The 25,065-nt window shown below is 74.2% G+C and carries 27 protein-coding genes; 13 read left to right on the plus strand and 14 right to left on the minus strand.

Annotated features, from left to right (window positions below; translation table 11 throughout):
- Positions 1-8: 8 nt before the first annotated feature.
- Positions 9-536, minus strand: a complete 528-nt coding sequence (locus tag OG774_RS26835; RefSeq protein ID WP_328305385.1) for a methylated-DNA--[protein]-cysteine S-methyltransferase — start codon at positions 534-536, stop codon at positions 9-11.
- A gap of 91 nt (positions 537-627) precedes the next feature.
- Here OG774_RS26835 and ychF point away from each other — a divergent pair, with 91 nt between their 5' ends.
- Positions 628-1,701, plus strand: a complete 1,074-nt coding sequence (ychF, locus tag OG774_RS26840) for a redox-regulated ATPase YchF (RefSeq protein ID WP_328305387.1) — start codon at positions 628-630, stop codon at positions 1,699-1,701.
- Between the two features lie 286 nt (positions 1,702-1,987).
- Here the strand turns inward: ychF and OG774_RS26845 are convergent, their stop codons facing one another.
- From OG774_RS26845 to OG774_RS26855, 3 genes are all read right to left on the minus strand, one after another.
- The gene (locus OG774_RS26845; protein WP_328305388.1) at positions 1,988-2,446 is read right to left on the minus strand and encodes an ester cyclase; all 459 of its coding nucleotides are present in this window, start codon (positions 2,444-2,446) and stop codon (positions 1,988-1,990) included.
- 251 nt (positions 2,447-2,697) lie between these two features.
- On the minus strand, positions 2,698-3,126 hold the full coding sequence (locus OG774_RS26850) for a hypothetical protein (protein WP_328305389.1): 429 nt from the start codon (positions 3,124-3,126) through the stop codon (positions 2,698-2,700).
- A gap of 170 nt (positions 3,127-3,296) precedes the next feature.
- Positions 3,297-3,866, minus strand: coding sequence for a TetR/AcrR family transcriptional regulator (locus OG774_RS26855; RefSeq protein WP_328305390.1), 570 nt, complete (start codon positions 3,864-3,866; stop codon positions 3,297-3,299).
- A gap of 87 nt (positions 3,867-3,953) precedes the next feature.
- Here OG774_RS26855 and OG774_RS26860 point away from each other — a divergent pair, with 87 nt between their 5' ends.
- The 3 genes from OG774_RS26860 (at position 3,954) to OG774_RS26870 (ending at position 5,520) form a co-directional block, all read left to right on the plus strand.
- Positions 3,954-4,409, plus strand: coding sequence for a DUF1772 domain-containing protein (locus OG774_RS26860; RefSeq protein WP_328305391.1), 456 nt, complete (start codon positions 3,954-3,956; stop codon positions 4,407-4,409).
- A 452-nt stretch (positions 4,410-4,861) separates the two neighbouring features.
- Positions 4,862-5,131: a hypothetical protein gene (locus OG774_RS26865; RefSeq protein WP_328305392.1), complete on the plus strand. Its 270-nt coding sequence runs from the start codon at positions 4,862-4,864 to the stop codon at positions 5,129-5,131.
- A 74-nt stretch (positions 5,132-5,205) separates the two neighbouring features.
- Entirely contained in the window at positions 5,206-5,520 is a 315-nt protein-coding gene (locus tag OG774_RS26870; protein ID WP_328305393.1) for a muconolactone Delta-isomerase, read from the plus strand.
- Between the two features lie 4 nt (positions 5,521-5,524).
- On the opposite strand, the gene OG774_RS26875 is transcribed toward OG774_RS26870, so the two are convergent.
- From OG774_RS26875 to OG774_RS26890, 4 genes are all read right to left on the minus strand, one after another.
- Positions 5,525-6,544, minus strand: a complete 1,020-nt coding sequence (locus OG774_RS26875; RefSeq protein WP_328305394.1) for an LLM class flavin-dependent oxidoreductase — start codon at positions 6,542-6,544, stop codon at positions 5,525-5,527.
- Between the two features lie 100 nt (positions 6,545-6,644).
- On the minus strand, positions 6,645-7,088 hold the full coding sequence (locus OG774_RS26880; RefSeq protein ID WP_328305395.1) for a VOC family protein: 444 nt from the start codon (positions 7,086-7,088) through the stop codon (positions 6,645-6,647).
- A 134-nt stretch (positions 7,089-7,222) separates the two neighbouring features.
- The gene (locus tag OG774_RS26885) at positions 7,223-9,820 is read right to left on the minus strand and encodes a DUF4153 domain-containing protein (protein ID WP_328305396.1); all 2,598 of its coding nucleotides are present in this window, start codon (positions 9,818-9,820) and stop codon (positions 7,223-7,225) included.
- Entirely contained in the window at positions 9,817-10,518 is a 702-nt protein-coding gene (locus tag OG774_RS26890; protein ID WP_328305397.1) for a response regulator transcription factor, read from the minus strand. Before OG774_RS26890 ends, OG774_RS26885 begins: the two co-directional genes overlap by 4 nt.
- 133 nt (positions 10,519-10,651) lie before the next feature.
- Between OG774_RS26890 and OG774_RS26895 the strand changes: the two genes are divergently transcribed.
- The gene (locus OG774_RS26895; protein ID WP_328305398.1) at positions 10,652-11,542 is read left to right on the plus strand and encodes an SMP-30/gluconolactonase/LRE family protein; all 891 of its coding nucleotides are present in this window, start codon (positions 10,652-10,654) and stop codon (positions 11,540-11,542) included.
- Between the two features lie 31 nt (positions 11,543-11,573).
- Here OG774_RS26895 and OG774_RS26900 read toward each other — a convergent pair whose 3' ends face one another.
- Complete coding sequence (locus tag OG774_RS26900) at positions 11,574-12,770, minus strand: cytochrome P450 (RefSeq protein ID WP_328305399.1); 1,197 nt, start codon at positions 12,768-12,770, stop codon at positions 11,574-11,576.
- 50 nt (positions 12,771-12,820) lie between these two features.
- On the opposite strand from OG774_RS26900, the gene OG774_RS26905 reads away from it, so the two are divergent.
- On the plus strand, positions 12,821-13,255 hold the full coding sequence (locus OG774_RS26905) for a MarR family winged helix-turn-helix transcriptional regulator (protein WP_328305400.1): 435 nt from the start codon (positions 12,821-12,823) through the stop codon (positions 13,253-13,255).
- Here the strand turns inward: OG774_RS26905 and OG774_RS26910 are convergent.
- Positions 13,242-14,324 (minus strand): sigma-70 family RNA polymerase sigma factor, encoded by a 1,083-nt coding sequence (locus OG774_RS26910; RefSeq protein ID WP_328305401.1) that lies wholly within the window; start codon positions 14,322-14,324, stop codon positions 13,242-13,244. The genes OG774_RS26905 and OG774_RS26910 overlap by 14 nt on opposite strands.
- Before the next feature lie 194 nt (positions 14,325-14,518).
- Here OG774_RS26910 and OG774_RS26915 point away from each other — a divergent pair, with 194 nt between their 5' ends.
- Complete coding sequence (locus OG774_RS26915) at positions 14,519-15,226, plus strand: GPP34 family phosphoprotein (protein WP_328305402.1); 708 nt, start codon at positions 14,519-14,521, stop codon at positions 15,224-15,226.
- Between the two features lie 129 nt (positions 15,227-15,355).
- Positions 15,356-15,964 (plus strand): hypothetical protein, encoded by a 609-nt coding sequence (locus tag OG774_RS26920; protein ID WP_328305403.1) that lies wholly within the window; start codon positions 15,356-15,358, stop codon positions 15,962-15,964.
- Between the two features lie 19 nt (positions 15,965-15,983).
- Here OG774_RS26920 and OG774_RS26925 read toward each other — a convergent pair whose 3' ends face one another.
- From OG774_RS26925 to OG774_RS26935, 3 genes are all read right to left on the minus strand, one after another.
- Complete coding sequence (locus OG774_RS26925) at positions 15,984-16,574, minus strand: hypothetical protein (RefSeq protein ID WP_328305404.1); 591 nt, start codon at positions 16,572-16,574, stop codon at positions 15,984-15,986.
- 223 nt (positions 16,575-16,797) lie between these two features.
- Positions 16,798-18,003, minus strand: a complete 1,206-nt coding sequence (locus tag OG774_RS26930) for an MFS transporter (protein ID WP_328311168.1) — start codon at positions 18,001-18,003, stop codon at positions 16,798-16,800.
- 7 nt (positions 18,004-18,010) lie between these two features.
- Entirely contained in the window at positions 18,011-18,313 is a 303-nt protein-coding gene (locus OG774_RS26935) for a 4a-hydroxytetrahydrobiopterin dehydratase (protein WP_328305405.1), read from the minus strand.
- 47 nt (positions 18,314-18,360) lie between these two features.
- On the opposite strand from OG774_RS26935, the gene OG774_RS26940 reads away from it, so the two are divergent.
- Positions 18,361-18,747 carry an NUDIX domain-containing protein gene (locus OG774_RS26940; protein ID WP_328311170.1) on the plus strand — a complete coding sequence of 129 codons (387 nt, stop codon included), beginning with the start codon at positions 18,361-18,363 and terminating at the stop codon, positions 18,745-18,747.
- Here OG774_RS26940 and OG774_RS26945 read toward each other — a convergent pair.
- On the minus strand, positions 18,744-19,061 hold the full coding sequence (locus OG774_RS26945) for a hypothetical protein (RefSeq protein ID WP_328305406.1): 318 nt from the start codon (positions 19,059-19,061) through the stop codon (positions 18,744-18,746). The two genes, OG774_RS26940 and OG774_RS26945, sit on opposite strands and share 4 nt — an antisense overlap.
- A 163-nt stretch (positions 19,062-19,224) precedes the next feature.
- Here OG774_RS26945 and OG774_RS26950 point away from each other — a divergent pair, with 163 nt between their 5' ends.
- From OG774_RS26950 to OG774_RS26965, 4 genes are all read left to right on the plus strand, one after another.
- Positions 19,225-21,372: an ABC transporter family substrate-binding protein gene (locus OG774_RS26950; protein ID WP_328305407.1), complete on the plus strand. Its 2,148-nt coding sequence runs from the start codon at positions 19,225-19,227 to the stop codon at positions 21,370-21,372.
- Between the two features lie 155 nt (positions 21,373-21,527).
- Positions 21,528-23,126 (plus strand): peptide ABC transporter substrate-binding protein, encoded by a 1,599-nt coding sequence (locus tag OG774_RS26955; RefSeq protein WP_328305408.1) that lies wholly within the window; start codon positions 21,528-21,530, stop codon positions 23,124-23,126.
- 90 nt (positions 23,127-23,216) lie between these two features.
- Positions 23,217-24,143, plus strand: a complete 927-nt coding sequence (locus OG774_RS26960) for an ABC transporter permease (protein WP_328305409.1) — start codon at positions 23,217-23,219, stop codon at positions 24,141-24,143.
- Positions 24,136-25,062 carry an ABC transporter permease gene (locus tag OG774_RS26965; RefSeq protein ID WP_328305410.1) on the plus strand — a complete coding sequence of 309 codons (927 nt, stop codon included), beginning with the start codon at positions 24,136-24,138 and terminating at the stop codon, positions 25,060-25,062. Before OG774_RS26960 ends, OG774_RS26965 begins: the two co-directional genes overlap by 8 nt.
- The last annotated feature ends 3 nt before the right edge of the window (positions 25,063-25,065 follow it).

Consider the following 25,065-nt stretch of genomic DNA (forward strand, 5'->3'; position numbering starts at 1 on the left):
AGGATGGATCACACCCCTGACAACGCCCCGTCATCGACGCGCCAGGAGGCCTCGAGGGCCAGCAGCCGCTCCTTCCGCTCCAGCCCCCAGCGGTACCCGCCGAGCGCGCCGCCCCGGCGCAGCACGCGGTGGCACGGGACGAAGAGCGTGGCGGCGTTGCGTACGCACGCCCGCGCGGCGATCCGGTGCCCCTTCGGGTAGCCGGCGGCGCCGGCGAGCTCGCCGTAGGTGGTCGGCGCGCCGGCGGGCACCGCGCGTAGCCGCTCCCAGATCGCCGTGGTCGCCGGCCCGCTGATCTGGCGCACGGGCACGGCCGCCGCCGGGCCGGGATCGCCGTCGTGGAACGCCGCCACCGCTGCGGTGACCTCCCCGAGGTCCTCGCGGCGCGCGGGATCGGTCGGACGCAGCTCGGCGTGCACGAGCGCGAGCAGCGCGTCGGCGTCGTCGGTCCAGCCCGACGCGAGGACGGCGCCCTCGTCGTCGACGAGGGCGGTGAACGGGCCGAGCGCAGTGGGCACGGTGGCGATGGCGGGCACGGGGACCTCCGAGGGTCACGTGGAGCAGCTGTCACCCTGGTTGGACGCCGCCGGGGCCCGCCCGGATCCCTCGCTGGCAGACTGGATTCTCGTGAGCTTGACCCTCGGCATCGTCGGACTGCCCAACGTCGGCAAATCGACGATGTTCAACGCCCTGACCCGCAACGACGTGCTGGCGGCGAACTACCCGTTCGCCACCATCGAGCCCAACGTGGGCGTGGTGCCCCTGCGGGACCCACGGCTCGACAGGCTGGCCGAGCTGTTCTCGTCGGAGAAGGTGGTCCCGGCGACGGTGTCGTTCGTCGACATCGCCGGCATCGTCGCGGGCGCCAGCGAGGGCGCCGGGCTGGGCAACAAGTTCCTCGCCAACATCCGCGAGGCCGACGCGATCTGCCAGGTCGTGCGCGTCTTCGCCGACGACGACGTCGTCCACGTCGACGGCCGCGTCGACCCGGCCGCGGACATCGAGACGATCGCGACCGAGCTCGTCCTCGCCGACCTCCAGACGATCGACAAGGCCCTCCCGCGCCTCGAGAAGGAGGCGCGGGTCAAGAAGGAGACCAAGGCCGCCGTCGACGAGATCCAGCACGCGCAGACCGTGCTGAACGAGGGTCGCACCCTGTTCTCCGCGGGCCTCGACTCGCCGCGGCTGCGCGAGCTGAACCTGATGACGGTGAAGCCGTTCCTGTACGTCTTCAACGCCGACGAGCCGGTGCTCGTCGACGACGCGAAGCGCAAGGAGCTCGCCGAGCTCGTCGCCCCGGCCGAGGCCGTGTTCCTCGACGCGAAGGTCGAGCAGGAGCTGCTCGAGCTCGACGCCGAGTCGGCGCAGGAGCTGCTGGAGTCGATCGGCCAGCCCGAGCCCGGTCTCGACGCGCTGGCCCGCGCCGGGTTCCGCACCCTCGGGCTGCAGACCTACCTCACCGCGGGTCCCAAGGAGTCGCGCGCCTGGACGATCCGGATCGGCGCCACCGCCCCCGAGGCCGCCGGGGTCATCCACACGGACTTCCAGAAGGGCTTCATCAAGGCCGAGATCGTCTCGTACGACGACCTCGTCGCCGCCGGGTCGATGGCCGCCGCGAAGACCGCGGGCAAGGTGCGCATGGAGGGCAAGGACTACGTCATGCACGACGGCGACGTGGTCGAGTTCCGCTTCAACGTCTAGAAGCAGCAGCACGTTCGCGCAGGTAGTGGGACCTCCTGGCCTTGCAGGGGCACCGACGGGCACGGGACCACGCCGCGTCGAGGGCCCGCCGGGTCCGGTCCTCGCTGTCGGGCATGAGGTGCCCATATGTCGAGAGCACGAGCTGGGCGTTCTGCCGAGCTGAGGAGCTCTCCACTGCGCCGGGGTAGCGAAGCCGAGCCGTGCCCTGCCTCGAGCAGGAACTGCTTGGTCGGCGAGTCCATCCGCAGCACCCGGAGGGTCAGATCGCTGCCCTCGTCCTCGACGGTCATGCCGCCTTGATGAGACCGAGCTGCTGCAGTGCCGTCACCCCGTCGTCGAGGCCGACCTCCTCGGTGATGAGGCCGTTCTCGATCTTGAGAACCGAGGTGCCGGTGAAGCGCATCGTCCTGCCCGTGTTGGCGGGCAACGCCCCGATGGGCATGTCGTCGAAGGCGTCCCCGGTGTGGGTGCCACCGCCTTCCCACTGGCCGATGACGTAGTCGCCCTCGGCGATGAGATCAGCCGTCCCCCAGAACTGGAGGTCGGGGAAGGCCGCGCGGAACGTCCTGGCGAACTCGCGGACCTCGTCGCGCCCGCGGCGAGGGGCATGCAGCGAGTACTCGAAGCGCATGTCCGGCGCGGCGAGCTCATCGATGACGGAAGGATTGAAGTCCTTCCCCCAGAACTCGTCGAACCAGCGACCGACGATGGCCTTATTCTCTTCTTCTGTCGACACGGTGTGCATCCCTTCGGGCGCGTCGTCGCCATCCAGTCTGATGGCAGATTCGGTTGGCAAGGCAGGTGACCGCCCACGGATCGGCGAGGCGGTTCGTTTCGTTCAAGAAGCGAGCGATGGCGGGGTGAATTGCGCTCTCGGGCTGAGGTGTGAAGTGTGGTCTGCTCACCTGGACGCCTTTCGAGGCAACCGATCAGGCCTCGCCCTGATTCGGATGACGAAGGCCCGCTGCTCTCAGTGCATCAGCGGCCCTTCGGCACTCATCGGCGATGGTCCTGGTCCTCGTCCGCTGCGGTGCGGTGTCGCCACCGACCACCGCTGCCAGGCATGTATGTCGCTGGGAGGTAGTCGTCTCCACGGAGCGGAGGGAGGGGGCTGCGCGTTTCCATCGTCTGCATCGAGCGGACCAGTCGCCGCGGCAGCGAGAAGGCTTCGAGCAACTTCCCGTCGAGGACGTACTCATGAATCTTGGAGCTGATCACGTCGCCCACCGGTCCGGGATGGGCGTGCGAGGCGTAGCGCGCCGATCGCAGCGCCGCCGACCGTTCGTCGGTCGTGAGAGTACGGTCCGCCAGCGGGTCCGGCGGCTTCGTCGATAGCTCTTTCTGCGCCGCGTTGCGAGCACTCCAAGCGGCCGCGTGCGAGACGAGACCAGCGGTGTGATCACAATGCTCGGTGCGATCGGTCATGTTCCAAGGAACACCGGTCAGGTCGGCCCCGTGGCAGAGCTGGGCGCCTTTCTCGTCCTCGATCGCGGACCCGGCTACGAACGATCTGGGGACGTGCTGGGCGGGGCGCTCGCCGCCCCCGCACCCCAGCCGGCTCCCGGTCACACGTTCCGTTTCAACGTCTGACCCGCTCAGCGGGCCGGGGTCGCCCCGAAGCGGACGCCGAGCTCGGACACGCGGAGACGGCGGTGCTCCGGGCGCATGCGCCCGGCGCGTTCCAGCACGCCGATGCCGTGCAGGGCGCTCCAGAACACCTCGGTCGCGGTGCCGTGGTCGTCGCCGATCGTCTCGGCCAGCACGTCGAACGCGGCGCGGAGCTCGGGACGGGTGTCGTCGTGGGCGAACGGCGTGTCGATCGGCTGGTGGAACATCGCCTCGTAGACCGCCGGGTGCTCGCCGCCGAAGTCGAGGTAGGCGACGGACACGGCTTCGATCGCGGCCCGTCCCTGTCGGCCGCCGAGGGCCGTGCGGCACCGCCGTGTCAGCTCGACGAAGCCGTCGAGGGCGACCGCCAGCATGATCTCCGCCTTGCCGCCGGGGAAGTGGCTGTAGAGCACGGGCTGGCTGTAGCCGATGGCATCGGAGAGGTGTCGGGTGGTGACGGCGGCCCAACCCTGCGCGTCGGCGCGATCCCGCGCGGCATCGAGGATGTGACGACCGCGTTCCTCGTGCCGCCGCCGGCGCGGCGTCTGATCCGCCATCGGCTCTCCCCCTTGTGATCCGTCGTGACCCGACCTAGCTTAGCAGTGCTAGGAAATCTAGCGTCGCTAGATGGAGAGGGTCTCGCCATGACATCCGTTCTCGCGGTCGTCACCGCGACCGTCGTCGGCCTCATGGTCGGCGTCGAGTTCGCGGTCGCCGTCATCGTCAACCCGATGCTGTTGCGCCTGCCGGCCGACGCGTCGCTGGCCGCACGAGCGGATGGTGGGCGCGTGCTGGGGCGTGCGATGCCGTTCTGGTACATCGCGTCCCTGGCGCTCACCGCGGTCCTCGCCGCGCTCGTGTGGGGCACGCCGACCGCGACGACGGCGCTCCTCGTCGCCGCGCTGCTCCTGGTCGTCAGCGTCGTCATGTCGGTCGTCCTGCTGGTGCCGATCAACAATCGCTCGAGGGGGTGGACCGCGGAGGACCACCCCGACGACTGGCGGGAGCAGCACCGGCGCTGGGACCGGCTGCACTACCTCCGCGTCGCGATCATCGTGGCGTCCTTCGTGCTCGTCCTGGTCGCGACGACCACGCTCTGAGACGGGTCCGCGGACGAGCCCGGCCGGCGGGGACCGGACCACGACGCCGGCCCGCCACCCCGCGCGCTGCGGGCCGCGCAGCGCTGCTCCACCGTCTCGACGACCCACTGCATCAGGGGGCGATGCAGCGACGATGCCGTCATGCGGACCACCGTCGACCTGCCGCCTGCGGTGCATCGGCGGGCCAAGGAGATCGCGGAGCGCCGTGGGTTGTCACGGTCGAGCACGAGCACCACGACCGGGGCGTCGACATGGGCGGCAGGCATCCGACGCTTCGCGGTGTACCCCGTGGTGGAGGGCGCGCTCGTCAGGTTCCTGCTGCGGTCCGGGGAGACGCCGTGGGCGGGGGTCAGGCCGGGGCGCCCCGGACGCGGTCACGCATCGCGTCGACGGCCGCGTCCTCCCGGTGAGTGCTGGTCGAGCGGTCGCGCCGGGCCGAGGACACTCCACCCATGACCAAGTACCGGGTCCACCTGATGACCGACCTGACGCGTCTCGACGAGGACGGACTCGCCGATCTCCTCGAGCGGCTCGTCGAGGTCGGCGGTGTCCCGTCGGTCCCGTTCGGCGTCCTCGAGGTCACCGGCAGCACGACGGCCGGGGACGCGCGCGGCGCCGTCGACGAGGTGGGCCGCGTCCTCGAACGCGCCCTGCAGGCCATGAACCGCCCGTGCCGCGTGATCGGGGTGCAGGCGGGCGAGATCGGGCCGTACGGCTCCTAGGGGCGCGAGCGCTGTTCTCGATCCCCGGGCGGCACGACGTTTCGATCAACCGATCGAACCCGCGGAGGCCACCGATGCTCTTCCACCTCGATTTCCGCATCGAGTACGGCGCGACGATGAGCCAGCAGGACCTCTTCGCGACCTGGTCCCGGGAGGCGGAGGCGGCGCTCGGCGCGAAGCAGGCGGGCGTCGTCGTCGACCTCTGGAAGGTCGCCGGCGAGCGGCGCGTCATCGCGATCGTCGACGTCGACAGCCACGACACCCTCGACGAGATCTCGCTGACTCTCCCGATCATGGTCGAGATGGGCCAGCACGTGACCATCGACGTGTCGGCGCTGCGCCGCTACGAGGACTTCGCCGGCAGCGTCACCAAGCTGCTGCAGAGCTGACCGCTCAGCGCCAGCCCAGCTCCGGGGCCAGGTGGGTCAGCACGCTCTCGACGACGTGGGCGTTGTAGTCGACGCCGAGCTGGTTGGGCACCGTGAGCAGCAGCGTGTCCGCGGCGGCGATCGCCTCGTCCTCGGCGAGCTCGGCGATCAGCTTGTCCGGCTCGTTGGCGTAGGTCTTGCCGAACCGCGCGTTCCCGCCGTCGATCCACCCGACCTGGTCGGTGCTGTCGTGCTCGCGCCAGAACAGCTGACGGTCGAGGTCGTTGACGATCGGGAAGATGCTGCGGCTGACCGAGACGCGCGGCTCGCGCTCGTGCCCGGCGGCCGTCCACGCGTCGCGGAAGCGCTGGATCTGCTCGGCCTGCAGCCGGTGGAACGGCACGCCGGTGTCCTCGGTGAGCAGCGTCGAGCTCATGAGGTTCATCCCCTGCTCGGCGGTCGACTCGGCGGTCGCGCGGCTGCCGGCGCCCCACCAGATGCGGTCGCGCAGGCCGGGGGCGTGCGGCTCGATCCGCAGGAGGCCGGGCGGGTTCGGGAACATGGGCCGCGGGTTGGGCCGGGCGAAGCCCTCGCCGTCGAGGACCTTCAGGAACGTCGCGGTGTGCTCGCGCGCCATGTCGCCGTCGCTCGTGCCCTCCGGCGGGGCGTAGCCGAAGTAGCGGTAGCCGTCGATCACCTGCTCCGGCGACCCCCGGCTGATGCCGAGCTGCAGCCGGCCACCCGAGATCAGGTCGGCGGAGCCGGCGTCCTCGGCCATGTACAACGGGTTCTCGTAGCGCATGTCGATCACGCCCGTGCCCAGCTCGATCCGGCTCGTCCTCGCGGCGGCCGCGGCGAGCAGCGGGAACGGCGAGGCGAGCTGCTGGGCGAAGTGGTGCACGCGGTAGTAGGCGCCGTCGGCGCCCGCCTCCTCGGCGGCCACCGCGAGCTCGATCGACTGCAGCAGGGCGTCGGCTCCCGACCGCACCCGCGAGTGCGGGGACGCCGACCAGTGCCCGAACGACAGGAACCCGATGTTCTTCACGCTTCAACCAACGGCGCGAGGTCGAGGGGCATTCCGCCGTGGCTCGGATCAGGGGCCGGTCCGGTGTGCCGCGAGCCGATCGTGAGCGGGCCCCGAGGCGTCAGCCGGACATGTCCATGTAGAAGAGCTCGAGCTGGACGTTGTCGGGGTCCCGGAAGACGAGCGCGGAGTACGGCACCGGGTCCTCGGTGTCGGTGACGCCGGAGTGCGCGATCCCAAGGGAGTCGAGCCAGCCCGCCCAGGCGTCGAGGTCGCCGCGGGTGGGCATCGCGAAGCCCACGTGGTCGATCCCGCAGCGGGTCTCGTCGGCCGGCTCCCCGGAGTTGCCGGGGTGGTGCACGATGCCGACGCACAGGTTCGTCTCCGGCTCGATGAGCACCAGCGTGTAGCCCTTGGCGTCGGCGCCGTGGTGGGGGAACTGCGGCGGTATCCGCGACATGCCGAACACCCGCTGGTACCAGTCCGCGCTCGCCTCGACGTCCCGCGCGGTGACGGCGACGTGGTGGAACCCGCTGAGGGCGGGTCGGGTGTCGGTGGTGGTCATGGCGCACCTCGCAGGCTCGGCAGACACGCAGTGTCGTGGCTCACACCGAGGCTCGGCGAGCGGCACCACCCGGATGTCGCAGCACGCGGGACCCAGGGCGACGCACCGTCACGGGTCCGGTGCGCTCCGACCCCTCACTCCGACCGCGTCTGGCCCGGGCAGTCGGTCCGGTGCCGCCACGCACCCCCCGACGCGTCGAGGAACGCGTCGAGCCGCGAGCGCCCGAGGTTCCACGCGAGCCAGTCGTCGCGCTCCTCCCCGGTCGGGCGCAGCGCGCACTCGGCCAGCGGCCGGGGCAGGTCGGCGTAGGCGGGGAGGGCGTCGGCGGAGAGGTCGCTGAGGTACTCCCAGTCGACGGTCTGCGTGACGGCGTAGCGCTCGAGGTTCTGCCGCGCGACCCAGGCGTCCGGGTTGACCGCCGCGAGCCCGAGCAGCAGCACCACGCCGCACAGGAGCCCGAACCGGGGCAGCCACCGGGCGCGCAGCGGGCCGGCGCCGGCGATCACGGCGAGCACCAGGACACCGAGCCAGGCCTCGAACACCGCGACCAGCAGGCGCAGGCGGGTCAGGCCGTAGGCCTGCTCGTAGAGGTGCAGCCGGTAGAGCGCCGAGGCGACGACGACCAGCGTGAGCGCACAGAGCAGCCCGAGCGAGACGCGGATCCAGGTGCGGTCCGACGTCGTCGCCCGCGGCGCCTTGCGCGTCGCCGCCCAGACCACGAGGAGCGTGAGCGCGGTGGCGACGGTGAGCTGCCCGAAGCCCTGGTGCACGTACTGCGCGTAGGTCAGGCCCGTCGTGCGCTCCAGGTAGTCGTGACCACCGAAGAACGCCGTGGCCTGGGCGACGAGGAACACCGCGAACACGGCGTCGACGACGAGCACCGGCGCCAGCCACTCGAAGCGGTGCGCGACGGGACGGGCGCCCCGCTCGCCGCGCTCGGCGCGCGGCGGGTTGAGGGCGAGATAGGCCCCGCACAGCACCACGCCGCCGACGCCCAGGGCGACGAACACGCGCGCGGTGAGGTCCGCCGAGCCGAGGTCGGGGACCACCGCGCCGACCCACTCCGCGAACAGCGCGTCCGCCGAGGCGAAGAGCAGGGCGAAGACGGTGATCCCCAGCAGCGACCAGACCGCGGTGCGCAGCAGCGCCGCCCCGTTGCCCAGCCCGGTGACCGCCCGCACCGTCCGCCCCAGCCAGGGCAGGCCGCGCAGCGCGGCGAGGGGCCAGGCGACGAGGGCCACGAGGAACGCCGGCACGCGCCGTCCGCGCGTCAGCCCGACCGCGCCCAGCACCGCGCCGGCCAGCAGGCAGAGCAACACGATCCAGACGGCGTCCCGCACGACGACGACGCAGGCCAGCGCGACGCACAGGCCGGCGCAGACGGAGGTGAAGCGGTCGCGGCGGTGCCGGCTCGCGACGAGCAGGACGCCGGTGGTCGCGAGCAGGACGAGGAACGTGCCCAGCCCGAGGTTCCGGAAGGGCAGCACGACGCCGGCGAGCACGCCGACGCCCAGCGCACCGAGCAGGACCGCGACGTTGCCGGGCACCCCGCGGTCGGGCCAGAAGTCGCCGAAGAGCCCGTCGGTGATCGAGGGGACCTCGGCGGGGCCGGTCTCCCGCGCCGAGGTCCCGGGTCGTGCGGGGGTGACCGGGGGTGCGGGCACGGCGATCGCCTCCTGGACGGGGGTGGGTGGTGCGGGCCGGCGTCGGGCCGGCGTCGTCGGGAGGTCGGCGCACACGCGGGCGCCGGACGTGCCCGGCTCGGGGTCGGCGAAACCGATCGACCCGTCGTGCAGGTCGGTCACCCACCGGGCGATGGCGAGCCCGAGGCCGGTGCCGCCGCTGCTGGCCGAGCCCTCGACCGCGACGTCCCGCAGCGTCCCGAAGCGCTCGAAGGCGCGGTCGCGGTGCTCCGGCGCGACGCCGGGGCCCTCGTCGACGACCTCGAGGTGCCAGCGCTCGTCGTCCGCCGCCCGCGCCCGGACGGTCACGGTGCCGCCGGGTGGACTGTGGCGCGCGGCGTTGTCGAGGAGGTTGGCGACGAGCTGGCGCAGGCGCGCGGGATCGCCGTCGACGACGAGATCGGGCGGGTCGACGTCGAGCACGTGGGCGACGTCCTGCGCGCCCACCCGCGCCTCGGCGACCGCGGCGTCGAGCAGCGGGCGGACCTCGACCGGCTCGCGGTGCAGCGGTGCCCGGCCGGCGTCGACGCGCGAGAGGTCGAGCAGGTCGGTGACCAGGTCCGACATCCGCTCGCCCTGGTCGACCGCGGCGCGCAGCGTGGCGGGGTCGGGCGCGGCGACGCCGTCGGCGAGGTTCTCCAGCACGGCGCACAGCGCGGCCAGCGGCGTCCGGAGCTCGTGGCTGACGTTGGCGACCAGCTCGCGGCGCTGGCGGTCGACCCCGGCGAGCTCCTCGGCCATCGAGTTGAACGCCCGCGCCAGCTCGCCGACCTCGTCGCGCGACGTGGCCGTGACGCGCACGTCGTGGTCGCCGGTGGCCATGCGTCGCGCGGCCGCGGTCATCTCGCGCAGCGGCGAGGTCATGCCGACGGCGAGGAGCTGGGTGACGGCGAGCGCCACGGCGATGGTCACGGGGATGCCGAGCCAGATCGGGACGCCGGCGCCCGCGCCGATCGTCGCGATCACCGAGGCGAGCGTGACGCTGGCGCCGACCAGGACGCCGAGCTTGACCTTGACCGAGCGGACCGGGTCGAGCGCGCGGACACTCACGGGCCGACCCCGGTGATCTCCAGCGCGTAGCCGACGCCGTGGACCGTGCGCACCCGCTCGGGCCCGATCTTGGCGCGCAGCGCCTTCACGTGGCTGTCGACCGTGCGGGTGCCCGACGCGCCGGGCCAGCCCCAGACCTCGCCCATGAGCTTCTCCCGCGTGAGCACCACGCCCGGGCTGGCGGCGAGGCAGCGCAGGAGGTCGAACTCGGTCGGCGTCAGGTGCACCTCGTCGCCGTCGGCCCAGACGCGGCGGGCCCCGGGGTCGATGCGGACGTCGCCGAGCTCCCGGACGTCGGGGTCCTGCGTCGACAGCTCCGCCGCGCGCTCGACCCGCCGCAGCAGCGCGGCGACCCGGGCGACGAGCTCGCGCATCCGGAACGGCTTGGTGAGGTAGTCGTCGGCTCCGACGGCCAGCCCGACGAGCACGTCGGCCTCGTCGTCGGCCGCCGTCAGCATGAGCACCGGCACGGGCCGGACGGCCTGGATCCGCCGGCACACCTCGTGCCCGTCGAGCCCGGGGAGCATGACGTCGAGGACGACGAGGTCGGGCTCGCGGGCGGTGAACTCGGCGACGGCGCCGGGCCCGTCCCACGCTCGGACGACGTCGTAGCCGGCGGCGACGAGCCGGTCGGTGACCGCGCCGTTGATCACGGGCTCGTCCTCGACGACGAGGATGCGCCGGGTGGGGCCGCTCATGGTCGGCGAGCGTAGGAGCCGGGCCGGTCGGGATTCGGGGTCGTTTCGTGGAGATCGTGTGGAGGTCGCGCTCTTGACACCACCGGCGGGTGCCAAGAGCGTGCGCGGACGATCGAGCTCGAGGAGGAGCGCCGTGGCTGAACGGAACGTCGACGTGGTGTCGGACGGGTGGTCGTACCTCGAGTGCCCGCGGTGGCACGAGGGACGGCTGTGGGTCTCCGACTTCTACACCGAGAAGGTCGTGACGATCGACGACGCCGGCCACCACGAGGTCATGGCCGAGGTGCCCGAGCAGCCCTCCGGCCTCGGCTTCCTGCCCGACGGGCGCGCGCTGATCGTGTCCATGCGCGACCACCGGATCCTGCGGCGCGAGGACGACGGCTCGCTGGTCGAGCACGCCGACCTCTCGGGCCTCGTCGCGGACCACCTCAACGACATGGTCGTCGACGCCCGGGGCGGCGCCTACGTCGGCAACTTCGGCTTCGACCTCATGGGCGGCGCGCCGATCAGCTCGACGACGCTGACCTACGTCCATCCCGACGGCGCCGCGAGCACCGTGGCCGACGACCTCCTCTTCCCCAACGGCATGGTGCTGCGCGACGGCGTGCTCGTGGTCGCCGAGACGTTCGGCGCCCGCCTGACCGCCTTCGACGTCGCCGACGACGGCGGGCTCGCGCGGCGGCGCTCCTGGGCGCGGTTCGCCGAGCCGCCGGCCACCACGGACGTCGGCGAGGCGGTCGGGGCGCTGCCCGTGGCCCCCGACGGCATCTGCGCCGACGCCGACGGCGCGATCTGGGTCGCCGACGCCCTGCACGGGCGGCTGCTGCGCGTCGCCGAGGGCGGGGAGATCCTCGAGGAGCTCCCGACGGGCACCGGCGTCTACGCCTGCATGCTCGGCGGCGAGGACGGGCGCACGCTCTACGCCTGCGCGGCGCCGTCGTTCGCCGAGCACGAGCGCCGTCCGGTGCGCGAGGCGCAGCTCCTGGCGACCCGCGTCGACGTGCCGCACGCCGGGCTTCCCTGAGGCGCTGCGCGCACGTGAGCGATCCGGGTCGTCAGGACGACCCGGATCGCTCACGCGGCCGCAGGCCCTCGACGGGGAGGGCGGCGAGCCGGCTGCCCGCGATCCCGCCCGGGTCGATGCGGCGCAGATCGGCCGCGGGCACGGCCAGGCGGGCGTCGGGGAAGTCGGTGACGAGGACGTCGACGGCCGCGACGAGCTCGGCGCGGGCGAGGTGGACGGCCGCGCAGAGGTGCGGGCCCGCGCCGAACGCGAGGCCGGGACCGGGGCCCGCGGCGGGGTCGTCGGCCGTCCCCGCGAGGTCGACGAGCACGGGGGTCCGCGGCGGGAGGACGATGCCCGCGAGCTCGACCTCCCGTGCGGTGAACCGCCAGAGCGTGAACGGCGCGGGCGGGTCCCGGCGCAGGACGTCGTCGACGAGGGCGGTGGTGTCCCCGTCCCACGCGTCGCCGTTCCCCCGGGTCGAGCTCCGCCGCGCTCCGTCTCCCGCGGCGAGCACCCGGGCCAGCACGAACCCCAGCGCCGGGCCGGTGGTCAGCTGGCCGACGAAGAGCAGCGTGAACAGCAGGTAGTGCACCTGCTCGTCGGTGACGTCGGCGGGCAGCCGCTCGCGGAGCTCGCGGGCGAGACCGTCGTGCTGCATCGCCGTCGCGGCCAGACGCGCGAACCCGCCCATCGCCGCGGCGACCTCGTCCTCATCGCCGAACATCCGCCGGCAGGCCTCGACCGCGTCGTCCAGCATCGCGCGCGGGACCCCGAGCAGGTCGCCGACCACGGCCAGGGGGTAGCGGGTGGTGAAGTCGGCCATGAGGTCGACGGGGCCGTCGTCCGGAGCGGCGAGCAGCTCCCGGGCCGTGTCCCGCATCGCGTCGCGCCGGGCCCGCATCCGTCGCGGCGACAGCATCGGGGCGTGCGCCCGGCGCAGGGCGGCGTGCGGGGCGCCCTCGGTGGTCGTCAGGGAGAGCGCCTGGGACGCGGTCGGTTCCAGCTCCGCGGCCCGGGGGTCCCAGTCGGGCGGTGCCCAGGCGCTGTCCTTGACCATCCGCGGGTCGCCGAGCACCGCCCGGGCGAGCGCCGCCGTCGTCACGATCGCGACCGGCCCTCCCGCCGGTGCCTCGGCGAGCACGACCGGGCCGGCGGAGCGGAGCGCCTCGCGGCCCGGGTAGGGCTCGTCGGGTCGGCGCGTCCCGGCGGTGAACGGGCAGGCGCCGTGCCACGATGGCTGCAACATGCAGACACTGTGACACACGTTTGCTGCACAGTGCAGAGAAAAGAGGAGTCGTGGAACCGGAGGAGGTCGTGGCCGCGCTGGCGGCGTGGAGCGTGCGGCTCGTCCAGTTCAACGGCGTGGTCGCCGCCCGGATCGGCGTCGGCGCCACCGAGCTGCAGTGCCTCTACGAGCTCGCGCGCCACGGCCCGGCGACCCCGGGCGCGCTCGCGGCGCGCGTCAACCTGACCACGGGCTCCGCGTCCCGGTTGGTCGAGCGCCTGCACGCCGCGGGCCACGTCCACCGTGTGCCCGACCCGGCCGACCGGCGCCGCGTCCTCGTCGAGCCGGACCCGGCGACCCTGCAGCGCATCGCCGCGCTCTACGACCCCCTCAACGCCCGCCTCGCCGCCGAGCTCGCGGGTGTCGACGACGCGGTGCTGGGGCGGATGGCGACCTTCCTCGCCGCCGCCGAGCAGCGCACCGAGGACATGATCAGGGAGCTGTAGTGGGCGGCGTGCCCCCGGGCAGCGTCGCGGGGAGGCCGGCGGCGGCGATGTGCTCGGCCCCGATGAACGCGGTGACCTCGGCGATCCGGCCGTCCTCGGCGAGCGTGAGCACGTCGAGCACCCCGCCGCGCCACAGCGACTCGTCGGCGTCCCACAGGTAGCAGCCCACGGCGAGCTGGCCGTTGGCGCGGGCCGGGACGTGGCGCCACGCCACGCCCAGCGGGCCCTGGTGCAGGAACGCCGACACCGCGTCGATGCCGCGGTACCAGGCGGGGCTCGGGGGCATCGACCATGTGACGTCGGCGGTGAGCAGGCCGACGAGCGCGTCGGCGTCGCCGGCCTCCAGCGCCGACGTGTAGCGGGCGACCGTGGCCGCGAGCGCGGCGTCCGGGAGCGCGCGCAGGGTGCGCTGCTGGCCGGGGCCGGTGACCTTGGCGGCGAGCGTCGCCCGCGCCCGCTGCACCGCGCTGTTCACCGACGCCGTCGTCGTCACCATCATCGTGGCGACCTCGGCGGCCGAAAACCCGAGGACCTCCATGAGCAGCAGCGCGGCCCGCTGGTTGCCCGGGAGGTGCTGCAGCGCCGCGACGAACGCGAGCTCGACGGCCTCGCGCTCCTCGACGGTGGCGTCCGGGTGGTCGGGGTAGGGGCCGAGCCACGCCACCTCGGTGCGCGGCGGATCGTCCCCCGGCGCCTCGCTCGACGGGCCGAGGTCCATCGGCAGGGCCCGGCGGCCGCGGCGGGCGACGGCGTCGAGCCCGGCGTTGGTGGCCACCGTGTACAGCCACGAGCGCAGGGCGTTCGGCCGGTCCGGGCGGCCCTCGAAGCGCCCGATCGCACGCCAGGCCCGCAGGAGCGCGTCCTGCAGGACGTCGTCGGCGTCGTGGGTCGAGCCGAGCATCCGGTAGCAGTGCGCGTGCAGCTCCCGGCGCAGCGGCGCGACCAGCCGGGCGAACGCCTCGTCGTCGCCGTGGCGGGCGCGCTCGAGGTCGTCCCCCGCGCCGGCGGCCGCCAGGGCGTCGTCGGGCGGCAGCGGGGCGACGGGCGTCGCGGTGCCCGGGTCGTCCATGCGAGCAGTGTGCCCCGGGGGACCGACACGCGGGGTGCGCATCCTGCGCGACGATCACGCCCTCACCGTCGGCGACCGGCGCCCGGGCGATCGGCCGACCCCGATGCCCCGAGCGGCCGCACCGTTCGACGCCGTGTGCCGCCGCCTGAGGACTCCTCGCTCGGGTGGGGGACACGGGTGCCTACGCTGTCTCCGTGCGTTCGGAGCGGTGGTCGTCACGGACCGCGGACCTGACGCTGCCGGAGCGGGTGGCGTGGATCCTCGGCGACGACGAAGGACGCCCGATGTCCACCCTCACCGAGCCCGCGGGCCTGCTCGTGGCGGCCGCGATGGTCGAGCTGCTGCTCGACGCCTCCCTGCTCGACGCGGGCACGACGTACCGGCGCGGGCCGGTCGAGGTCACCGATCCGCTGCTCGGCTGGGTCGCCGAGAGCCTCCTCGCCCACGGGGGCGCCAAGACCGACCTGCAGCACGCGGTCACCGGCAACCGCGGTGCCCAGATGATCCGCCGCACCATGGACCGTCTCGTCGAGCGCGGGCTGGCCGCCCGGGAGCCGCGCCGGGTCTTCGGCTACCTCGCGATGCCGGTGTTCGGCTCCGCCCTGCGGGTCCACGAGGTCGAGGCGCTGCACCACGACCGCGCCGCCGTCCGCGCCTCGCTGGAGGGCGAGGAGCCCGACGAGGCGGTCGCGATGCTCATCGTGCTGCTCCACCACGGACGCCGCGTCCGGGAGCTCAGCCCCGCCGACCTGACCCTCGCCGCCCGCCGCGCCCGGGCGATCTCCGACGGCCGGCACGTCACGCTCGGCGTCGCCCAGGACATCCGCCGGCTGATCTCGCCCACCGTCGGTGCGGTGCTGGCCGCGCTCACGGCGACCACGGTCATCGGCTCCGAGCGCTGAGTCACCGCCCCGCGCGGGTGACCCGATCTCGATTCCCTCGTCCGGACCCCCTGTCCTGCGCCCGGTTTCGGTCTACGGTGGAGCATCCGACCGGGCGCGAGGGCCCGGGGCCGGGGAAGGGAGCTTCCCATGACGTCCACCCGCCCTCCGGAGGGCATGCCTGTCCTCGATGCCGGTGCGCACCGCGACGCGGAGGCCGGCAGTTGTCTGATGGAGTACGTCTCCGTCCTCGCCGGTGAACGCTTCACCGACCGGCCACGCTGTACGCACCCGGCGCTCGCCGCCGTCGCGTGGCAGGTCAACGACGCCGTCTCCTCCGATGCCCGTCAGCAGCTCGCGACCCGGGCCGTGACGCTCATCGGTCTCGGGCGCGACTCCGGCGTCGAGGTCCGGCCGATCGTGCTCGCGACGATCGCGCGCGCCGGCCTCGCGATCGACCCCGCCAACCGGTTCTTCCCCCGTCTGCAGCGCCGCCTCGAGCGGCGCGCGGCGGCCGGGCCGGGACGCCCGGGCCGGGGCGAGAGCGGGCACGGCGGACGTCTGGCGACGTTGCTGCACGTGGGCCCGGTCAACCACGCCTGCGCCCACCTGCTCGTCGCGGCGCGCGTGGCCGATCTCGACGCCGCCGCGCGTGACCGCCTGCTCGTGGCGCTGCTCGACGACACCATCGCCGCGGTGGCGCAGGCCGAGCGCTCGGCCGTCCCCGGCGGGGCGCCCGAGAAGGTCGCCGCGGGCTGAGGTCGCGTCAGCCGAGAGGTCAGCCGAGGCCGACGCGGACGCACTTCCCGAGCACGCGCTCGAGGCACACCTGGACGCGGACCCCGCCCGAGTCCCTCGCCTGCCCGTTGGACGAGCCGTTCGACGAGCCGCCGGACGACCCGTCCGACGACGAGCCGGACCTGCTGGCCGGGGCCCCGGCGTCGCGCGACGATCCGGAGCCGCCGGAGGAGCCGGAGGAGCCGTTCTCCGGGTCGCTGTCGGCTGCCGCCGAGCGCCCCGTGCGGGGTGGCGTCACCGCCTCCCCGTCGCCGCCGCCCGTCGCGCCGACGGGGCCGACCGCGCCGGGCCCGCCCGCCCCGACCGGACCCGCGGGCTCGGCGGGTCCTGCGGGCGCCACGGGCAGCGGAGACCCGGGAGCCGCACCGGGCGGCGGTGGCGCCGGCGTGACGGCGCCCGACAGCTCCGGCGCGCGCGCGGCCCCCGGGGCCACGGGGTCCGGCAGGGTGGCGGAGGTGAGGTAGCCGGCCTGCGCCGACCCCATCATCACGACGGCGCCGAGCAGGGCCGCGAACAGCACCTTCTTCACCACGTCGGCCTCCGTCACCCGCGCCCGACCCGTGCCGGACACGGCGGACATCGCGGGCGGTGCCCGCCTCGTGACAGCCGATGACAGGTTCTCCCCCGATCGCGTCAGCACGTCACCCGCACAGCCCCCGACCATGGACCGAGTGACGTCGTCGGCGTCCGGACGGGCGACGTGGACCGGGACCAGGACCCGGACCCGAACCCCCCGGCCCGCAGATGCTTCGGAAACCGAAGCGTCCTGAGCAGCCGATGGGCCTCGGGTCAGCTCAGCCCGCCCGACGCCCGAGCACCGCGGCGAGCGGGACCGGGAGCACGAGGAGGCAGGCGACGGCGGCGACGACGAACGCGGTGGGCGCGCCCGCGGCGCCGAGCACCGCGGCCAGCGCCGCGGCCCCGAGGCCGGTGCCGGCGTCGTAGCCGGTGTTCCACCACGTGCTGGCGGCCCCTGATCGGGACGGGCCGGCGCGGGCGAAGAGCGCGAGCAGGGTGTCGCTCTGGACCGTGCCGAACCCGAGGCCCACGAGCGCGGCGCCGAGGAGCACCACGAGACCGGAACCGTCCCCGCCGAGGGCGATCGCGCCTGCGCCGGCGGCGACGGTCACGAGGCCCGCGCCGGTGACCAGCCCGACGGCGACCGCCGTGGCGCGGGTGCGGCGGTCCGCGAGCTCGCCGGCGAGCCCGCGGCCCGCGAGCTGGCCCGTCGTGAGGACGGCGAGGGCGATCGCGGCGGTGGTCGTGCCCCCGGCGAGGCCGGTCGCCGACCCCGTCCCGGGGGTCCAGAGAGGCAGCAGGGTGATCACGCCGCCGGCCGCGGCCGCGGACACCACCATCGCCGTCCACGGGCCCAGCGCGGCCGTGACCGGGAACGTGCGCCCGCCCGCGGTGTCGCCGGGGGAGGCGACGACGCGCGTCGGCAGGCGTCCGCAGGCGAGGGAGGCCAGGAGCGGCAGCGCCGCCCCGGCGAGCAGCACCGCCGCCCCGCCGAGCACCTCGTAGGCCCAGACACCCCCGCTGAGCAGGACGAGCTGGGGCAGGCCGAGGGCGACGCCGTAGAGGCCCATCGCCCGTCCCCGCCGGGCGGGCGGCGCGAGGTCGGCCACGAGGGCGGCGCCGGTGACGGTGACGAGCCCGAACCCGAGCCCGCGCACCACGGCCACCCCGAACAGCACGGGCAGGGCCGCGGTGGCGGCGAGCAGGATCGCAGGCGCGCCCATCGCGAGCACTCCCGCGATCATCGCCGCGCGCGGGCCCACGCGGCGCAGGACGGCCGGGACGGTGAGCTGGGCGGCGACGGTGGCCGCCATGAACACGCCGGTGGTGGCGCCGGCGGCACCGGGCGTGGCGCCGCCCGCGGCCGCGTGCACCGGCACCACGGGGAGCAGGAGCGCGTAGCCGCCGAAGGCGAGGACGGTCGCGGCGAGGAGCGCGACGAAGGGCGCGGACCGGAGGCCCGCCGGGGTGTCGGCGCTCAGGCGGGGATCACTCCGCGCCGCGGGAGGAGAGCTCTGCGGAGATCTTCGCGGCGAGGTCGGTGTCCTTGGCCGTCAGGCCGCCCTCGGAGTGCGTCGACAGCTTGAACTTCAGGCTGTTGTAGCGGATGTCCATGTCCGGGTGGTGGTTCGCCGACTCGGCCAGCTCGGCGACGGCGTCGATGGCCGCGATGGCCTCGGGGAAGCTCGGCAGCTTCGCGAAGCGCGCGATCGTGGCGTCGTCCTCGCGCTGCCAGCCCGGCAGGTCCTCCAGGGCCCGGGCGATCGCGTCCTCACTCAGGAGTTCAGCCATGCGCGCATCCTCCCAGAGACGGGGCGGGGAGACTGACCGTCGTGCGCATCGTCGTCGGAGCCGCCCTCGTCCGCGACGGTCGGGTGCTGGCGGCCCGTCGCACCCGTCCCGCCTCCGCCGCCGGACGGTGGGAGCTGCCCGGGGGAGCCGTGGAGTCCGGCGAGGACGAGGCGACCGCGCTCGCCCGCGAGCTGCGCGAGGAGCTCGCCCTCGCCGACGTCGCGGTGGGGGACCGCGTCGGTCCCGAGGTGACGCTCTCCGAGGGCCGGGTGCTGCGCATCCGGGCGTGCCGTGCCGACGGGGAGCCGACGGCGCTCGAGCACGACGCCCTGCGCTGGGTGGGGCCGGACGACCTCGACGACCTCGACTGGCTGGACGCCGACCGGGCCGTGCTGCCCGCGCTGGCGGCGCTCCTGGACGGCGGCGCGAGCTAGGCCGCGCGCGCCTTCTTCAGCGCCTTCTTGAGGTCCTTGCCCGTCACGCCGGACTCCTGGAGCCGCGCCGCGCGCATGAGCAGCACCGGACAGCCCTTGCAGCGGGGCGACGACCGGCAGCACTGCTTCTTGATCTTCTTCGCCCCGGTGAGCGGGGCGGCGTGGGCGTAGGCGGCGAGGTGGAGCGGGACCTTCGGGCCCTTCTCCTTCGGCGCGGGGGCCTCGTCCGCCGGTGCGGCGTCACGCCCCGCCCGGGCGGCCCCGCAGGTGGGGCACTCCGCCCGGTGACGGCCCTTCTTCGCGCCCTTGCCCATGAGGCGAGGCTAACCTCTGGTCCCCGCCCCGGGCCAGACCCGTCGACCAGGGCCGACGGCCACCGTGTCACGATGGCGATCCCGGTACGACTGGTCCCGCGAGGTCAGGCTGACCGGCGAACGACCAGGCGATCTCCCCGAGGACGAAGGGCCGGACGAAGGCGTGAGCGGTCCCCGACGTGTCGTCGGAGTCCTCCCCGCTCTCGTGCTCGCCCTCGCCCTGCTGGTGGCGGCCTGTTCGGGTGCGCCGCCGCCCGTCGTCGGCCAGGTGCCCGTCCCGGCCCCCGCGCCGACCCCGCAGCTCGAGCCCGACCCGACGGAGCTGCGCATCGGTGTCGACGACCTCGGCATCGGCTTCAACCCGCACCGCGTCGCCGACGACACGCCCATCGCCCGCGCGCTGGCCCCGCTGGTGCTGCCCTCGGCGTTCCGCCCCGGCCCCGACGGCGAGCCGCGCCTCGACACCACGGTGGTGACGTCGGCGCGCGTCACCGACACCGAGCCCTACACCGTGTCCTACGAGATCGCCGCGGCGGCGACCTGGTCGGACAACGCCCCGGTGGCCGCCGAGGACTTCGTCTATCTCTGGCAGCAGATGCGCAGCCAGCCGGGCGTGGTCGGCGCCGCGGGCTACCGGGCGATCAGCGACGTCCGGTCGCGCGCGGGAGGAAAGGCCGTCGACGTCGTGTTCGACCGCCCCTTCCCGGCCTGGCAGACCCTCTTCGACCACCTGCTGCCGGCGCACCTGCTCAAGGACGCGCCCGGCTCGTGGGGCGGCGGGCTGACCGACAGCATCCCGGTGTCCGCCGGCCCGTTCACGGTGCGCGTCGTCGACCGCGTCCGCGGCCAGGTCACGCTCGCCCGCAACGACCGCTACTGGGGCACGCCCTCGGTGCCCGACCAGATCGTCTTCCAGGCCGCCGAGGCGACGTCGCTCATCGATCGGGTGCGCTCCGGCGACGTCCAGGCCACGCAGTTCCGCGCCACCGGCGACGACCTCGCCGCGCTGGCCACGGCGGGCCCCGGGCTGACGGTGCGCGCCCTGCCCGAGCCCGCCGTCGTCCAGCTCGCCCTGCGCAGCGACGACGGGCCCCTCGCCGACCTGCGGGTGCGGCAGGCGGTGGCGTCGGCGATCGACCGGTCGGCGCTGCGCGAGGTCGGCGCCGACGGCGGCCCGTCGGAGGACCTGCCCGCCGACGCCTTCGCCCGCGCGCCCTCGCAGGCCGACTACCGGTCGACGCTGCCCGCCGACTCGCCCGCCGCGCAGCGGGACCTCGGCGAGTCGGCGCGCCTGCTGACCAAGGCCGGCTACACCCGCGGCGAGGACGGCCAGTGGAGCCGGGCCGGGCAGCCGCTGGTGCTGCGCCTCGCCGCGCCGCCCCAGGTGGCGCCGTTCGGCCGCCTCGTCTCGACCCTCGGGACCCAGCTGCGCGCCGCCGGCATCGCGTCGGTGGTCGTGGCCGACGGCGGCTCGACGCCCTTCCAGCCCGGCCGGGGCCCGGCGTCGACGACGACGGCCGTGGTGCCGACCCCCGCGCCGACCCCGACGACGGCGGGCCCACCCCGCCAGACGCCGGCCCGGACGCCCGGCCAGGGCCCGACGGGCGCGTCGGCCGGCGCCACCAGCTCCACCACCACGACCGTCCCGCCCACCCCCGACTCGCCGTCGGACCTCGCGGTCGCCGACATCGCCGTCGTCGCGCTCCCGGTGGGCACGGACCCGATCACCGACCTCGCGTCGGTGATCGGCTGCCCGGGCGGACGGGCGCCGATGACCTCGGGCCGCACCGTCACCGACCCGGCCGTCGACCTCGCCGCGAGCGACGACGCGCCGAGGCTGCCGGGCGCGACCGCCGCCGCCCCGAGCACGCCCGCCGCGCCGACGAGCACGTCCGCGCCCACCAGCGTCGCGCCGCCGGCGTCGGCGACGGGCGCGGCGCCGACGTCCACGGACGCCCCGGCCGCGCCGACGGAGAGCGCGGAGGCCGATCCGGACGCGATCGAGGAGCTCTCCGAGCCGCAGGCCTCGGAGGCGCTCACACCCACCGGCTACTGCGACCCGGCGCTGCAGTCGCTGCTCGACGCCGCGTCGGCCGGCGCCGTCTCCCCGGACACCGCGCTCGCACTCGCCGAGCCGACGCTGTGGACGGCCCTGCCGGCGATCCCGCTCTTCCAGGCCGCCTCGGTGCTCGTGGGCCCGACCGAGCGCACCGACGTGGTGATCGGCCCGCTGCCGGAGAGCCCCTTCGCCGGGGCCGACCGCTGGATGCCGCCGCCGCCGACCCAGCGCGGGGACGACGGCATCAACTGACGGTCGCGTGCCCGGCCGCCGTCCTGGCCACGTGACGTGCCTGTCTTGCCGCTGTCAACGGAATTCCCTAGGTTCCCCGCAGTCGTGTCACGCGCGGTGATTGCTCGGTCGCCCCGCGCAAGGAACCGGAGTCGGGACTCTCGAGGAGGTAGACGTTGCCGTTGCGCCGCCTGGCCACTGCCGTGGCCGCTGCTCTCGCCGTGGCCCTGGTCGCGACGGCGTGCGGCGGGGGAGGGGACGAGCAGTCCGCCCAGACCGTCACCCTCGACTGGGGTGAGCCGGAGAACGCCCTGATCCCCGGCAACAACACCGAGCAGCAGGGCGGCGACGTCCTCGACGCGCTGTTCGCCGGGCTCGTGAAGTACGACGTCGACACCGCCGCGCCCTCGATGGAGGCCGCGGAGTCGATCACGTCGGCGGACAACCGGGTGTGGACGATCCGCCTCAAGCCGGGCTGGACGTTCCACGACGGCACCCCGGTGACCGCGCAGAACTACGTGGACGCCTGGAACTGGGTCGCCGCCGGCCCCAACGCCGCCCAGGCCCAGTCGTTCATGGAGAAGATCGACGGGTACGACGAGGTCTCGACCGAGCAGCCGACCGCGCCCACCATGCGCGGGCTGCGGGTGGTCGACCCGCAGACCTTCGAGGTCACGCTCAAGGCGCCGTTCGTCATCTTCCCGACGACGCTGGGCTACTCGGCCTACTACCCGCTGCCGCAGAAGTTCTTCACCGACCGCGCGGGCTTCGAGGCCGCGCCGGTGGGCAACGGCGAGTTCAGGTTCGAGTCGCGGACGCCGAACCAGAACCTCACCCTGGTGCGCAACGACCAGTACGCCGGCACCGACAAGCCGCAGGTCCCGCGCCTGGAGTTCCGCGTCTACGCCGACATCCAGACCGCCTACGACGACGTCGTGTCCGGCAACCTCGACCACGTCAAGGCGATCCCGCCCGCGGCGCTCACCGGGGGCCGCTGGCGCCAGGAGCTCGGAGCGGGCGCCCACGCCAAGGACGGCCTGCAGACCACGGCGCTGGGCTTCCCTCTCTACGACCCGCGGTTCCAGAACCCGCTGGTGCGCCAGGCCATGTCGATGGCGATCGACCGCCAGGCGATCGTCGACCAGATCTTCGGCGGCACCTACGAGCCCGCCGACGGGCTCGCGACGTCGGCCGCGCAGGGGTACCTGCCCAACCAGTGCGGCGCGAACTGCCAGTTCAACCCGCAGCGGGCCCGCGAGCTGCTCGCCCAGGCCGGCGGCTTCGCGGGGCCGCTGACGCTCACCGCGAACGCGGACGGCGGTCACGCCGACTGGATGCAGGCGGTCACGAACCAGCTGCGCCAGAACCTCGGGGTCGACGCGCAGTACACGCCGCTGCCGTCGTTCTCCGAGGTCCGCCAGCAGGCGAACGCGTTCCAGTTCACCGGGCTGTTCCGGGCGGCGTGGATCGGCGACTACCCGAACCTGGAGACGTTCCTGACGCAGCTCTACCGCACCGACGCGTCGTCGAACGACTACAAGTACTCCAACCCGGCGGTGGACGCGGCGCTCGACCGGGCCGACCAGGCCCCCACCGAGCAGGCCGCCGAGGCGGGCTACCAGGAGGCCGAGCGGCTGATCCTCGCGGACATGCCGTCGATCCCGCTGTTCACCCGGCAGATCATCTACGGGGACTCGGCTCGGCTGGCCTCGGGCGACCGCAACCCGCTCGACCGGCTCGTCACGACGTCGTTCCGGCTCAACCCCCAGGGCTGATCCCGTCACCGACCACCACCACCGCCCGCGCGGGACCCGGGTCCACCCGGGTCCCGCGCGGCGGGTCGGACCGACCGGAGGAGACCCACCGTGGGCCGCTACACGCTGCGGCGGCTGCTGCAGCTGATCCCCGTCTTCCTGGGGACCACGTTCCTCGTCTACTGGCTCGTCTGGGGCCTGCGTGAGGACCCGTTCGCCGGCAAGTGCGGGCAGCGCGAGTGCTCGCCCGCCTTCCGGGCCGCGCTGACCGAGCGCTACAACCTCGACGACCCGCTGATCGTCCAGTACCTCAAGTACCTCGGCGCCGTCCTGACCGGGGACTTCGGCCAGACGTTCTCCGGCACCGAGGTCTCGACGCTCATCGCGGACGCCTACCCGATCACGATCAAGCTCGCGATCGTCGCGCTCGTCATCGAGGCGGTCATCGGGATCATCGCCGGCGTCGTGGCCGGCCTGCGGGGCCGCGGGTTCGCGGACACGCTCGTCCTGGTCTCGACGCTCTTCCTCATTGCCCTGCCGGTGTTCGTCACCGGCCTGGTGCTGCGCCAGGTGCTCGGGGTGGACCTCGGGATCATCCGCACGTCGGTCCCGGCGAACCCGTCGATCGGCGAGCTGATCGTCCCGGGCTTCGTGCTCGCGAGCCTCTCGATGGCCTACGTCGCGCGGCTGACGCGCACGAGCCTCATCGAGAACAGCCGCGCCGACTTCGTGCGCACCGCCGTCGCCAAGGGCCTGCCGCGGCGCCGCGTCGTCGGCGTGCACATGCTGCGCAACTCGCTCATCCCCGTCGTCACGTTCCTCGGCACCGACATCGGTGCGCTCATGGGCGGCGCGATCGTCACCGAGGGCGTGTTCAACATCCGCGGGATCGGCGGGCTGATCTACCGGGGCCTGCAGCAGCAGGACATCGCCACGGTGGTCGGCGTCGTCGCCCTGCTCGTGATCGTCTACCTCGTCGCCAACCTCGTCGTGGACCTGCTCTACGCCGTGCTCGACCCGAGGATCCGCTATGAGTGAGCTCGCGACGTCGCCGGACACGGCGAGGGACGAGGGCCCGGCCGTCGAGGAGACCCGCGGGCTCTGGGTCGACGGGTGGGCCGACCTGCGGCGCCGCCCAAGGTTCTGGATCGCGGCCGCGCTCATCCTGGTGCTGCTGCTGATGGCGCTGGTGCCGTCGCTGTTCACCTCGGTGGACCCGGCGGTCGGCGAGCTCTCCCGCTCGCGGCAGCCGCCCGGCGACGGCGCGGTCTTCGGCTACGACCTGCAGGGCCGCGACGTCTACGCGCGGACCATCTACGGGGCGGCGCCGTCGCTCGCCGTCGGCTTCCTCGCCACCCTCGGCACGATGGTCATCGGGTCGCTGGCCGGCCTGCTCGCAGGCTACTCGCAGGGCTGGGCGGACTCGCTGCTCTCGCGGATCGGGGAGGTCTTCGCCGGCCTGCCGTTCGTCCTCGGTGGCATCGTCATCCTCACCTCGCTCAACGACCCCGGGGAGATCGTGGGCGCCGAGGAGCTGGTGTTCCAGGTGGTGCTGACGATCGTGGTGCTGACCTGGCCGGTGGCCATGCGGATCATGCGGGCGGCCGCCATCGAGACCGCCCAACAGGACTACGTCAAGGCGGCCCGGGCCCTCGGCGCCGGCCCGTTCCGGATCGTGCTGCGCCACATCCTGCCCAACACCCTCGCGCCGGTGCTCGTCTACGGTGCGATCCAGTTCGGCGTCTTCATCGGCGCGGAGGCGACGCTGTCGTTCCTCGGCATCGGCCTGCGCGACCCCGTGGTCTCCTGGGGCGTGATGATCGCCGAGGCGAAGGACCGGGTGCAGGACATCCCGTGGGCGCTGTTCTTCCCGGCCGGCTTCCTGGTCGTGACGGTGCTGGCGTTCGTGATGATGGGCGACGCCGTGCGCGACGCCCTCGACCCCCGGGGACGGTGAGGC

It is taken from the genome of Actinomycetospora sp. NBC_00405 (assembly GCF_036044095.1).
Classification (GTDB): Bacteria; Actinomycetota; Actinomycetes; order Mycobacteriales; family Pseudonocardiaceae; genus Actinomycetospora; species Actinomycetospora callitridis.

Coding starts and splice junctions, on each gene's coding strand:
- OG774_RS26945 (WP_328305406.1), bottom strand. CDS start 19,061: ATGGGCAAGGGCGCGAAGAAGGGCCGTCACCGGGCGGAGTGCCCCACC.
- OG774_RS26850 (WP_328305389.1), bottom strand. CDS start 3,126: ATGACCGATCGCACCGAGCATTGTGATCACACCGCTGGTCTCGTCTCG.
- OG774_RS26860 (WP_328305391.1), top strand. CDS start 3,954: ATGACATCCGTTCTCGCGGTCGTCACCGCGACCGTCGTCGGCCTCATG.
- OG774_RS26890 (WP_328305397.1), bottom strand. CDS start 10,518: ATGAGCGGCCCCACCCGGCGCATCCTCGTCGTCGAGGACGAGCCCGTG.
- OG774_RS26865 (WP_328305392.1), top strand. CDS start 4,862: ATGACCAAGTACCGGGTCCACCTGATGACCGACCTGACGCGTCTCGAC.
- OG774_RS26845 (WP_328305388.1), bottom strand. CDS start 2,446: ATGCACACCGTGTCGACAGAAGAAGAGAATAAGGCCATCGTCGGTCGC.
- OG774_RS26880 (WP_328305395.1), bottom strand. CDS start 7,088: ATGACCACCACCGACACCCGACCCGCCCTCAGCGGGTTCCACCACGTC.
- OG774_RS26870 (WP_328305393.1), top strand. CDS start 5,206: ATGCTCTTCCACCTCGATTTCCGCATCGAGTACGGCGCGACGATGAGC.
- OG774_RS26900 (WP_328305399.1), bottom strand. CDS start 12,770: ATGTTGCAGCCATCGTGGCACGGCGCCTGCCCGTTCACCGCCGGGACG.
- OG774_RS26910 (WP_328305401.1), bottom strand. CDS start 14,324: ATGGACGACCCGGGCACCGCGACGCCCGTCGCCCCGCTGCCGCCCGAC.
- OG774_RS26855 (WP_328305390.1), bottom strand. CDS start 3,866: ATGGCGGATCAGACGCCGCGCCGGCGGCGGCACGAGGAACGCGGTCGT.
- OG774_RS26935 (WP_328305405.1), bottom strand. CDS start 18,313: ATGGCTGAACTCCTGAGTGAGGACGCGATCGCCCGGGCCCTGGAGGAC.
- OG774_RS26965 (WP_328305410.1), top strand. CDS start 24,136: ATGAGTGAGCTCGCGACGTCGCCGGACACGGCGAGGGACGAGGGCCCG.
- OG774_RS26920 (WP_328305403.1), top strand. CDS start 15,356: ATGACGTCCACCCGCCCTCCGGAGGGCATGCCTGTCCTCGATGCCGGT.